Annotated in this window: 8 protein-coding genes; 2 read left to right on the top strand and 6 right to left on the bottom strand. The window is 54.4% G+C overall.

What is annotated here, in order from left to right; translation table 11 throughout:
- Positions 1–131 precede the first annotated feature (131 nt).
- Together H2170_09450 and ltrA are read left to right on the top strand one after the other, a co-directional pair.
- Positions 132–437, top strand: coding sequence for a DUF2934 domain-containing protein (locus H2170_09450; protein MCS6300310.1), 306 nt, complete (start codon positions 132–134; stop codon positions 435–437).
- Between the two features lie 661 nt (positions 438–1,098).
- Positions 1,099–2,799 (top strand): group II intron reverse transcriptase/maturase, encoded by a 1,701-nt coding sequence (gene ltrA / locus H2170_09445; protein ID MCS6300309.1) that lies wholly within the window; start codon positions 1,099–1,101, stop codon positions 2,797–2,799.
- A gap of 419 nt (positions 2,800–3,218) precedes the next feature.
- Here ltrA and H2170_09440 read toward each other — a convergent pair whose 3' ends face one another.
- From H2170_09440 to H2170_09415, 6 genes are all read right to left on the bottom strand, one after another.
- Positions 3,219–3,479 (bottom strand): hypothetical protein, encoded by a 261-nt coding sequence (locus tag H2170_09440; GenBank protein ID MCS6300308.1) that lies wholly within the window; start codon positions 3,477–3,479, stop codon positions 3,219–3,221.
- 387 nt (positions 3,480–3,866) lie between these two features.
- Complete coding sequence (locus tag H2170_09435) at positions 3,867–4,634, bottom strand: trypsin-like peptidase domain-containing protein (GenBank protein ID MCS6300307.1); 768 nt, start codon at positions 4,632–4,634, stop codon at positions 3,867–3,869.
- Positions 4,635–5,226: 592 nt separating this feature from the next.
- Complete coding sequence (locus H2170_09430; GenBank protein ID MCS6300306.1) at positions 5,227–7,200, bottom strand: hypothetical protein; 1,974 nt, start codon at positions 7,198–7,200, stop codon at positions 5,227–5,229.
- 12 nt (positions 7,201–7,212) lie between these two features.
- On the bottom strand, positions 7,213–10,236 hold the full coding sequence (locus tag H2170_09425; GenBank protein ID MCS6300305.1) for a DEAD/DEAH box helicase family protein: 3,024 nt from the start codon (positions 10,234–10,236) through the stop codon (positions 7,213–7,215).
- Positions 10,237–10,248: 12 nt separating this feature from the next.
- Positions 10,249–10,857 (bottom strand): RloB domain-containing protein, encoded by a 609-nt coding sequence (locus tag H2170_09420; protein ID MCS6300304.1) that lies wholly within the window; start codon positions 10,855–10,857, stop codon positions 10,249–10,251.
- Entirely contained in the window at positions 10,854–12,224 is a 1,371-nt protein-coding gene (locus tag H2170_09415; protein ID MCS6300303.1) for an AAA family ATPase, read from the bottom strand. The genes H2170_09420 and H2170_09415 overlap by 4 nt, the downstream gene beginning before the upstream one ends.
- Positions 12,225–12,231: the final 7 nt, after the last annotated feature.

Here is a 12,231-nt window from a genome sequence, read left to right as displayed (position 1 = left end):
CCTGGCTAGGCAAGCGGCCCTCCACGAGTTCGGTTAACACCCCATGGTTGAAGACCGGTAGATGGTGTAGCTTCGCGGGGTTAGATTCTCACCTGCAGCTCACACCCCTCAACCAAGCCGTCGTTTACCCCATGAAAAACAATACCCCTCATTCGCCCGCCCTCGACCATCCCAGCGCGAACGAGATCCGCGACTATGCCTATCACCTCTATGAACAGAACAACCGAATCCCCTGTCGAGACCTTGAAAATTGGATGGAGGCCAAAGCCTGTTTGATTGCTCGCATACCCACCCATGCTTCGCACATCCGGCTCCAGCATTTTATAGCCAGCCACGAACACGGAAATGTTGAGAAAGAAATCCATTACGAAGGTGAACATGTGCGGTCAGCGCTTCACCCCTTGGATTGGTTGCGGTCGTCCTTACACCACTCCTGATGAGCCTGGGCCTATAGCCGCACGGGGTCGATGGCGTTACTTTTTGGAAAACATGGATTTGGGGTTTTGGTTTCCGCTATATGGAAATCGCCGCTTTGCCGTGGAAATACGGCCGGGCGGATCTTCGTTAAGCAGGCTGAGTGCCGAGGCGGGCAGGTTACCCGACAGCGGTTCCCGTGCGATGTGAAAGAACCTGCCAGGTTGGGCTTCGGATTCGTAGACCTAAACTCGGTATGCACGGCGCACCAACTCGTGCGCGACGCTCAGCCCCGAAAGCTCGGCTCCGAAGATGGCAACACGCTTGGAATTAGTTGTTTATTTAACCCAAATACCGAAGTTTTAACCACAGATTTCACGGATGAGCACAGATATCAGAATGTTACTGAATTTGAAGACAGGATGAAAAAAGGGGATCAAGCTGAGTCCGTTTACCTCCTAAGGGATTGTATCTGTGCAATCTGTGTAATCTGTGGTTGGTTTGAACTTCGGAATTCAGGTGTGCGACCATGAAACTAACAACCATAACAGTGAAAGTCTGTTCGGCCGAATTTAACGATTCGCGGTCGAAGGGCCCGGTCACGGATGCAGGCCGCGAGGCCTCGCCGGAAAGCACGACCGTGTGCCCGAACCAGTCAGCCGCAACGAAGGTGAACCCCATCCAATGAGCTCCGTTACCGAAACAACCGACGAGTCCAGCCGCTACCTGAACGGTGAAGACTGCAAGGATCGGAAAAGGCAGTCTCGCAAAGACGTAGGACCTAAATCGTTGATTTCCGATCAACACGTCGGCGGAGTCAGCGGGGGCGGCGGGGTGGGAAAGGTCGTTAGGTTAAGTGGTGAGACCTGCGGCGGTGGGGCGTCTTGCGATGCCTCAACCACCGGCACAAGCGCGGCAAAACCTCGTAAGGCCGGACGGGCCGTGGCAGGAGTCGGAGACCTCCATAGTAGTGATGATCTAGCGGACATTAAAACCGCCGGGGAGCGAAGGGAGGGCACTTGTTCCCACGCATCACAGAGCGGCAAAGGACCCGACGATGGCTGGGGTGATGAACTCTGGATAAAAACGTCACCGAAGGTTCGGAAGCTGCAACGTGTGCTATATCGGAAAGCAAAAGCGGAGCCGCATTGGCGGTTCTATAGTTTGTATGGAGAGCTGTATCGGCAGGACATTCTGTCGGATGCGCTCGATCAGGTGATCGCCAATGACGGCGTGCCGGGAGTGGACGGGTTCGAGGTGGAAACGCTCGTAAAGAACGAAGCCTATCGGGCGGCATGGCTGCTTGCGCTGGCGGAGGAAATGCGAACGAAAACCTACCGACCCAGTCCGGTCCTGCGCGTCTATATATGGAAGGATCAGGCCAGGACCAAACGTCGTGCGCTGGGCATCCCTACGGTGAAAGACCGGGTGGTGCAAAGCGCGGCGGTGATCGTGTTGCAGCCAATCCTAGAGGCGGACTTCCATGACCATTCCTACGCCTACCGGCCGAAACGTCGGACCCATCAGGCGATGGATAAGGTCAAGGAAGCCATGCTGAGCGGAAAGGTGGAGGTGGTGGACGCGGATTTATCGAGCTACTTCGATATGATCCCGCACCGCGAACTCCTGCAATTGGTGGCCAAACGGGTGAGCGATGGGAGCGTGTTGCGTTTAATAAAAACGTGGCTGCGCGCACCCATCGTGGAAGAGGACCGGGACACGGGGTGCCGCAAGGTGAGCGCGAACCGGTGTGGCACGCCACAAGGCGGAGTTATATCGCCTCTGCTGGCGAACCTCTACCTCAACGACCTCGATCATGCGGTGAATGAGAAGTGCGAACAAAAGCCGACGATGGTGCGTTACGCCGACGACCTCCTGATCCTGTGCAAACCGGGTCAAGGGGCGGGGCTGCAAACGCGACTGAAACGGTGGCTGGAGGCACGTAAGTTAAAGCTCAACGAAGAGAAAACCCGACTGGTGGATACACGAAAGGAAGGCTTTGAGTTCCTCGGTTTTTCCGTCGCATGGCGGCAAGGCATGAAGAGCAAACGAAGGTATCCGCACGTGGACCCCAGTGCGAAAAGTCTGGCCAAGTTACGCGACAAAGTGCGGATGGAGCTAGATGTGCGAACGCGCAACCAACCGGCGGTGGCGGTGGTCCGCAAGGTCAACCAAATCACTCGCGGTTGGGCGACGGCGTTTCATTACGGCAACAGCACGCACGTGTTTAGTAACCAGCAGGCTTTTGTGCGCAACCGGTTGCGGCGGTGGCTGTGGCGAAAGTATAGCCGCACCCACGGACTCTTCGAGTTCTTCACCGACGACCGTTTGCATGGTCAATACAAACTATGGCACTGGCCGCTTACGGCGGCTTGGAAGCAATGAACTCCGCTGAAACCAAACCGAAAGAATGGGGACTCGGTAAGCCGTGTGCGGGAAAACCGCTTGCACGGTTTGACGAGGGGGAGGGTCGCGCTGACGGGTTACCGACGCGCGGCTCTCTCTACTCTACTTAAGGCTTAATAACCACACGCAGATGCTCGATAAGCTGACTCATCCGAGTTTTGATCTTTTACTGTGAGCGGCGGCGCGAACATCGTCTATTTCTGGCGGTTACGAATCCACCTCGGAAAAGTGAGGTTCGCCGACTCCGTTGCCGAGTCGGCGAGAATTGAGGGTTTGGGCTGGGTCTACAAAACAAACAGCGGGCCTATGAATAGTGCCAGAGTGGGTCGTGGGGGGAGTTTAAGGCTGAACCCCATCAAGTGTCGTCAACCGGTGAGCCGGACGAGGTGAATGGGGTACTATGGATGAAAAAATGCCCACCGGTAAGGGCGGGCTGGGTCGCGGAACGGGCGGCGCTGGAAGTCGACGTGATGCGACGGAATGCGAATGAGGCGCGGGCGGGGTTTTTCAGTTTGGTGCGGATGTGGCGGGCGGCCTCGGCGCGGAAGGGGGAAGTTTTTGCGGATGCGCTTGCCGTCGAGCCAGCCGGTGAGGCGGAAAACGATTTCCCCGGAGGGATTCGTGAATTCGGAAATGACGAACTGTGGAGCCTGGGACATGTAGGATTTGCCACGTCAACTGGCAAATAGGCTGCTTGCTTCCACTAAGTCATTCGTAATGAGCGAGATAACTGGCGGAGAGGGAGGGATTCGAACCAGTTCCCTCCTTGCTGACTAAGGTGCTCTAAAGCACGGACTTAGTTGATGGTTAATTATTTATGACGTGAAGAGCGAAGCAGGTGAATGCACCTAAAGGAAGCCAAAAACAGGAGTTTGGTCAACCTTTGGGCAACCTAAATAGGGGGACGAGTGTAGCCATGTAACGTCCCGCCCCCGTGGATGCCCCGTCGTCCCTGTCAGCCGTTCCAGTGACTAATAGGATTCTTTATTTTGCCGAGTGCATGGAGCTGAAGTGTTTTCCAAGTCTTGGCCGAATACACAAATAATTTATTTCTCTATCTCAATAATAACAATCGCTTTAGCAACATCTGAGGCATCGCGAGAATCGGTTGCATGGGGCTCCTGCGCAATCAATCCGCCCATTAACGGTAGGGCATAATCGGCCTTTACGGCCCAGTTGATATTCTGTGGAAGCGAACCAGTGTGCGCATAAAAAGATTCAACTGCGGCGGTAGAGGTCAAAATGCCAATTACGGTACCGCTCTTTTTCAAGACTATCGGTCCCCCTGAATTACCAGGCTGAACAGGCACGGTCACCTGAATTAATACGTTGTCGTCTTTTAACCCTGCCATCGAGCTAACAACTCCGTCGGTTAGCTTTGCGCTGGGCCCAAGCAAGTCTACCGAAGGATAGCCAATGGTGTAGACACTTTCGCCGATGCCCAAGCCGGCTGTGGAACTGACCGACAGAAATTGGTCGGAAGACAAATCAGACTTAATTAGCGCTAAATCAGTGGAGGGGGACGATCGGACCACTGAAGCCGTTGTCTTCCTGCCATCAGGCAAACGCACAGAGATGGTCTTGGCGTTCGCGATTACATGGTGGTTAGTCAGAATGTAACCGGTGCTCGACACGAAAAACCCAGTGCCCTGAGAAGCACCGTGGGTTTCAATGGGGTTTCTTGACTTGCTAGTTTTTGCCGTCTTCGGGTAGTTCCGCAATAATAGCGTTTCGGACGGCGCAATAGGTAAGAAGGTTTTGATTAAGTTTCCTTCCAGAATGAAGTTCGTGTTTCGCCTGGTTTCGTCACCCATGAAGTAGACTCCTGTAAATACTGACTCCACGGAGGTGGAGTTGAGTAGTAACTTGATTTTCCCTGGCTTCCAATTCGATCCTTCAGCCCGTAGAATGACGCCTACGTATTCGTAGGCGGTCTCAATATTTGTCGTATTTTTAATGATCACGACCTCATACTGATTGTCACTCCAGACCCAAATCCCCTCAATCGCGTCGATCTTCCGCGCATCTAGGGACTGTATGACCGCAGCTTTTGACCCGTAGTCCACACCTTCTATACTCCTTGACTCAGGGATTGCCGGAACTGACGGGGCCGTACTGCAGCCCCACATAGCTCCAAGCAGGCAAACAGACAGCAAAAGTCTAACAGTAATTAATGCCATACCTATCAGATTGCTTTGATCTGCCTATGCTGTGCAAGTGAAACTCTGAAAAAGGCACTGGCGCGGGACGATGATTGAGTCGCCCGCACTAAGAGGGGGTGGGCCTTCAGTATTCAAATTTTAGGAGAAACATTCGCGACCAATGAATCACTCGAATCCTGAAGGGCTGCCACCATTTTTCCCCTCCCTCCTTGCCTTTTCTAGATCGGTGTACTTGGAATTGATCTCAAATTTCAGCGGTACCGATTGTGGTTGGGGCTGATAGCGGCTCCAGAACCTCGATGAAATCATTATGCTCTTTGGCTATTTTGAGGAGCTGATCGGTGAATTGGCTTCTTCCTGAAACTTGAATGACTAACGTATCGATAGCGCGAGTGAACGCGATCATCAGCCAGCGCGCCGCGTGATGGCTGGCCGCCTCATTTTCGGAAATTAACAAGTCACCCTGCTTAATCTGTGGTGCTAGCTCTACTTGACGGCCGAAAAAACGCTCTGCATCGAGACAAACGACAGTCCAGCCTTCTAAGCCTCGACATGATTCATACCGGACAATTCGAATTTGCTTCGTGTCCGTAGGGTAAGTGTCGCGAACCTCGTTGTTGGTGCCGTCCCATGTTTTTTCGCCCCATGATTCGAGCCTGTTCGCGAGTGAGTGATTGGCGAACTGAGGTGAGGCGGTGACGCAAAAAAGGCTGTCCACCGGCTCATTTCGATTGGCCTGGTGGGTTTTCATCACCTCCGAGTGAATCTCCTGCGTATAGGGGCCCTTTATTATAATTACCCGCCCCCCTGGCACGTCGTCATTAACAGACAGATTCCACGGAATATTCATCTCATCAGCAAACGCGGAGATGAACCGGCACAGGTTGGCTTTTAGGCGTAGGCATTTCCTTAAAGGAACGATCTGTCGTTCGTTCATGCCGAGGCTTTCGGTCCAATCGCACCGTGCGTTACCCCTGACAAACTGATCAACGCCATCGGCTACGAACAAGAGGTTGTGTCCAAATATTTTAAATAATAGGTTTTTGTCGATATCAGGCCAGTCCTGCGCTTCGTCGATCATCACGAAATCCCATGAAAAAAGATCTGGATTCTTTGTCGCCAAGGAGTCGCATAAAAGCTCTTCCCTGCTCATCGAAGATATAAGCTGAAGGGCATCTAGTTTCTTTGCCGCGTAATCAGCCGGAAAAGGTGCGCCCTTATCTGTGGGTGCATGAAGTCCCAATGCATCGAGAAGCTTGAAAAAGTAAGAGTCACAGGTTCGTATTACTATGGTTCGATCATCGGGTTTGTCGCTGATTCGCATCAAGACCAGTAGCCTGCGAACATCCGCTACGAGGGATCGATTAAATGTCAGGAAGAGTATTCGAGTGCCTTGGTCTTCGTATAAATTTTTTGCGAGCTGCAGGAGGCGGACCGTCTTTCCTGAGCCGCCTTGGCCGCGGAAAAGCAGCATTTGTTTCCCTAGCTTTTCCGTTGCATATATTTGGCCGTCAATGATGCGCTTACAAATTAGCTCCAGTTTCGAGCGATCCAATGGACTTGCGGCCAACTCCCGCGTGAAAATATCAGCCGCTTGGGCCACCTGATCCAAATCATCGCGTCGTGAGCAGGAAATACTCAAGTCGTGTCTATCGCGAGCCTGCTCAACTAGGTTTTGATAACGCAGCTCGGCTATGAGCTTGATCAACGTGTTGGAATTGAGGTCGCTCCAAAGTATATTGTTAACCAAATCAATCCCACTGGGGCGCGGTTGATTGCGGAGCCAAACTGCGTTTAGAATATAGGGAGCGTGAAGTTTATGCCTCTCTATAAACTCCTTCACGGAATAAACCTGCTCGTGGGCCTGCGCTGTAGCACTCGACCACCTGCCTTTATATTCCACGTCCACATTTGTGCCTTGGATTCGAACTCGATTTGATGAGTGGCCCTTAACTTCCACCACCAGGCAAAATGTATTTAGGTATATATTTTTATTCTCAAATCCATCCGGTTTCTCGCCCGGTTTAAGTATGAACCCCTTTCCCATTGACCCGAAAAGAATCAAATCAATGTCCTTGCGGTTCTGCCCAACACATTGGGCACCTACTACAATCGTGATTTTATCCTCTTTTCGTAAACGCGGGGTGAGTGTTTTTGACAATGCCTCCGCCGCTTCTCGTTCTTTTCCTTCAGGGGTTCCTACGATGATAACAGGCATTTGTAGAGGACGTTATTTCACCAACTCCATCAGCTTACTATAACTATCGACTACTTCGTATTTGACTTGGGTGGAGGTGATCTTGGCGAAGAACTTGCGGGCGCATTCGATCTTCGATGCCTCAATTTTACGCAGGTCCATCGAGGACATCGATCCCTTCGTTTCCGCCACGAAGTAAACGTGCTTTACCGCTCCTTCTTGGAAGGCAATAGCCCAGTCCGGATTATAGTCGCCGACCGGAGTCGGGATAAAGAAGGACCGGGGGTGCTTGGCGTAAACGACGACCTCTGTGCTGGTATCCAGCTCCTGAACGAAGTTTCGCTCGTTGGTGGAATCCGTGAAGACGTAATCGTAAACGTGGCGCTTCGCCTCGTAGGCTTTGCCAATGTCGTCGCGCGGTTTTTCTTTGGTGAAAATGTCCGCCGAGTAGGTCTCGTCCAAGGCGTTGTAGGATAGGTGCTCTACGATGACCGTGGCTTTCTGCTCGTTGATGATCCGGGTCGCCTGAATCATGAAATCCTCGGGGTTCACCTTGTATTGGTTGAACACCGCCAGATTTACGCCGGTGAGAATTTGCGCGATGGTCTTGCGGGTCAGCTTGGTCCCTTCGGCGAGCTTCCCAAGTAGGTCGTATTTGACCGTCGATTGCACGGATACGTTGAGCTCGTTGGTCTCATGCTCCGCCACCACGAAGGCCTCACCTTTTTGGAGGTCTTCCATGCTGCCGACTTCTTTTTGCGAACCGCGTTCGATGGTATAGCGCAGGCTGGCCACGCGAAGCTCTTTATCCAGAGCGGTAACCGCCTTTTGCACGAGTTCAGCCGAATCAAAATGGACCGTGTAAACGGCCTTGCGGTTGATGCGGTTCCAAAGCGCCTGGAATTCGGTTTTATTGAAGTTGGCGTTGAGGGTGTTGACCTTGGCCTTGCGGTCGTCGTCGAGCGGCGGAATCTGTCCTTCGGTGAAGACGGTGGCGATGAGGGCAAAGACTTGCTCGGCGTGGGGCGCCAGTTCCACCGGCAACGCCGGGAGCGTGCCTGCCTTGGTCGCCTCGTGGAACTTGTCGGTGATCTTGTCCTCGTCGTCGGCGAACTCGTTTTTAATGAGGTAGCGGTGGATGGCCCGAGCCATTTCCTTGCTGACCTCGACCTCGCCGGTGGCCGTTTTGAGTACCTTGCCGGTGAAGTAGGCTTCATCGGCAGTGCGGGGACGGGCCGACAGCGACTTGCTGATGTCGGCCTGCAGGGCTTTGACGAAGTCTTTGTAACTCTCGCTGGCGACGACGGTGAGGACGTTGATTTGGTGCACCGTGCCAGGGTAGTCCATGCGGTCGCCCGCCTGGTTGACCGATAAACGCAGACCACGGCCTACCTCTTGGCGGCGGGTGGTGGTGTTGTCGCTGTGTTTTAGCGCGCAGATGACAAACACGTTGGGGTTGTCCCAGCCTTCACGCAGAGCGGAGTGGGAGAAAATGAAGCGCACCGGTTCGTTAAAGGATAGCAGCCGCTCCTTGTCCTTCAGGATGAGGTCGTAGGCATCGACATCGTCGGCCTCGTCCGACTTTTTGCCGGTCTCAGGGTTGATCAGCCGCTTGGTCTTCTTGTCGATGGAGAAGTAGCCGGTGTGGGTTTTGGCCGTGGCGATGCCCTTTAAGTAGCGGTTGTAGGGGGTATCTTCAAGGGTGAGAACCTCGTTGAGGCGGGCGGTGTATTCCTCCTCGAAGATCGACGCGTATTCACCGGCGATCTCGGCTTCGCCTTGGTAGCTGCGATATTTGGCGACCTCGTCGATGAAGAACAGGGAGAGTACTTTGATGCCTTGGGCGAAGAGCATCTGCTCTTTTTCAAAGTGGGCACGGATGGCTTCGCGGATTTGGATGCGCCGGAGGTTACCCTCGCTCACGTCGCCCATGGATTCGCCGGCGGTGAGCACGACACCGTTGGTGAATTTGACCGTGTTGTCGTTGGCATTGATGTCAGCGATGACGAAGCCCTTGTATTGCTCCAGCTTGTTGGATTCGTCGTGGAGGTTGTCGCGGGCGCCCAACTTGCGGGTGATGCGCTTGAGTCCCTTCTCCTGCTTTACTTCAAATTCGATGCGGGCCTCGGGTGATTTACCGAGATAGGTGAGGATGGACTCCAAGTAGAGATAACCATGGGTGCCGCCGACGCCTTTGACGGAAATACCGCGCACCGCGATTTTCTTAACCAGGCGTTGATTGTAGGCGTCGAGCGCATCGAGCCGGTACACTTTGTTGTGCTCCTGCTTGTGCGTGGCGGAGTAGCGCAGGACAAAGAGCGGATCGAATTCGGCGAGAGATTCTACGGTTTTGACGCCCTCCATCTTTTGGGGTTCGTCGAGGATCAGGATCGGACGGTTTTTCTTGATGACATCGATGGGGCGGCGGGACTGGAAGTCGTCCAATTCCATGTAGATACGGCGGGCGTCCTGGCCGCGAGCGGCAAAGGCCTGGACGTTGATGATCATCACATTGATGCCGCCGTCGGAGGAGAAATTCTCTAGCTCGTGCAGGCGCTTGGAGTCGTAGATGAAGCAGCGGGCGCGCTTGCCGTAGGCATCGAGGAAGTGATCGGCGGTAATCTCGAGGGACTTATGCACACCCTCACGGATGGCGATGGACGGCACCACGATGATGAATTTGGACCAGCCATACTTCGCGTTGAGCGCGAACATGCTCTTGATGTAGCAATAGGTTTTACCGGTGCCCGTCTCCATCTCGATGTCGAGATTGACCTTACTGGCCTTGGACGTGACGAGCTGCGGGGAGCGAGGCAGATTCTGGCCGTGCTGCACCGCCTGCACATTCTCTAGCAGCTTGCCCACAGGCAGGGCAAAATCGGCATTGGCAAAGCCGTCAACACCAAGGTCGGCGAGTTTCTGGCCGGTCGCATCTTGTCCGCGACCGGGATCGAGCTGGTAGCGCGCGGGGGATTGTTTGGGCTGCCCAACGAAACAATTTACCACGGCATCGACTGCGTGGGTCTGGTAGTCCTGGACTTTGAATTTGAGACGCACGATTTTAGGTGATTACGACGATGCCTGGAGACTCTGGACGAGTTTATAGACGCGAGTGCATTGGTGGGTTGGCCACGGCGTATCGGGGTAAATGTCGAGGGCGGCCGCGCGTGCGATGGCCAGTGCGATGTGCGCCTTTAGCGGTTCAGTATCATATTCGCCCTTGTTGTCGGGCGAATACTTCGCAAGGACGTTGGAGAGACGCCGTTGGCAATCGTGGCGATCCGCGAATGCGGCGTTGTCCCGCAAATGCAGATAAAGCCAAAGCTCGAAACAGGGGTTGCTCAGGGCGACATGGAAGCCTTGTTCACGGGCTTTTCGACAAATACTATTCAGCTCTGCCTCGGAGTTGTCGTCTCGATCAATAACAAGCCAGCCTTCGTCTCTGCCTCGTTTATAATCCCGAAAAGACCGTTCGAGCCGTTGCAGCACCTCTTTCGGCTTTGATTTGTGATTCGGATTACCGACGGGCTTATATTGAACTGCTTTTTCGCGTGGCGTGCGGAACAACTCGAAATACTTCGGCTCGGTTTCCGCCCCCTCAAACGCGACCACGACGAAGCGATTGGTTTCGCGAAAACCCGAGCGGCGGTTACGACCTTGGCGACGAGGGTTGCTCATGCGGACATAGCCGGTTCAGCGCTGGGCAGGGGCAAGGTTCGCAGCGCCGGGACGCCGGTAAAGCGACCGAGGAGGTAGCTTTTACGGATATCCTTATCGTTGCGCACGCCCTTGAAGTCGCTGAGCGCCGTCAGATCGGAGTGCCCGTTGGACTGTTTGGTGATAAACCAGACTTCGTCGCGGCGCAGCAGATCCTGATCGAGCAAGAGCGGATCGTGGGTGGTGAAGAGAAGCTGCGAACGAGACGTGGCGCTGCGTGAAGCCAGAAAGGCCTCGATCAACTTGCGCGTGAGGTGGGTGTGCAAGCTGCGGTCTAGCTCGTCGATGAAGAACACCTTGTCGGTATCGGGAGTGGTGAGTTCATAAAAGGCAGGTAGGAGATCAATAAGGCGTTCGGTGCCCTCGGACTCGTCGGCGAGATCGAAGGACACGGTGTTGCCCTCACTGTCCTTGCGGGCAGTGGTGAGCTTGAAGGCCTTGGTTTCGCCGTTGTCGCGGCTAAACATGTAGCGAATACGCTCAGGGCCACGCATGAGTATGGCCTGTGTTTCCTTACTGGCTTCGAGCCGGATTAAAACATCCGCCATGACGTGTTTCGGCATTTTGACCGCATCCAGCGAGATCGGCTCGTTGGTGATCTTGCTGATGCCGGTGTCGGCGCGGTCGAGGCTTTCGAGGCAGTAGTCGCGGAAGGCCTCGATATGGGATAGATTAAACTCCGCCGGGCGAAACTCCGAGTGGGGATCAATCAGGACGAGCTGGTGCATGAACCAGTGGCCGACTTCTTCTAGCAGGGGAATGGCGCGGCCACGAACCGCGCCAAGAAATAGCTCGTTGGGTAGCGTATCACGGCCCTTGAAGCGCACGAACTCGTCCTGGTCGGGCTCTAGTTTCAGCACCTTGAAGGAATCGGGTGCCCAAGCGTATTTCGTCTCGGTGCGCGTGCGTTTAAAAACGGTGCGGTAGGTATCGGCCTTCAATAACTCCAAGCTCTCTTCCTGTACGGCATCATGGGTGACGGCGAAGGTGTAGCGCACCTGCTGGCCGTCGATGAGCAGGTCGAAGCCGAAGATGGACGGGGCGAGCAGGCAGGCGGGATCAAGGCGGAAGGGTTCGCGGGCGATTCGGTCCTCGGGCTTGACGCCCCCGCGCACGATCAAGTGGCGGGCGAATTTGAGCGCATGGTACAGGTTGGATTTACCGGCACCGTTGCCACCATAGAAGGCGGTAACGGGTAAAACCGACAACTTGCTAGGGGCATGGTGGAAGACGCGATCCCGGTGCTGGCGCTCGGTGGTGGCCAAGGCGGTGAACTCGACCTCGTCTCGGAAGGAACGGAAGTTCTCAACTCGGAAGTTTATCAGCATAACGTGA

This window comes from Opitutus sp., from assembly GCA_024998815.1.
In the GTDB taxonomy this organism is placed as follows: domain Bacteria; phylum Verrucomicrobiota; class Verrucomicrobiia; order Opitutales; family Opitutaceae; genus Rariglobus.
This window is presented reverse-complemented; position numbering and strand designations above follow the sequence as displayed.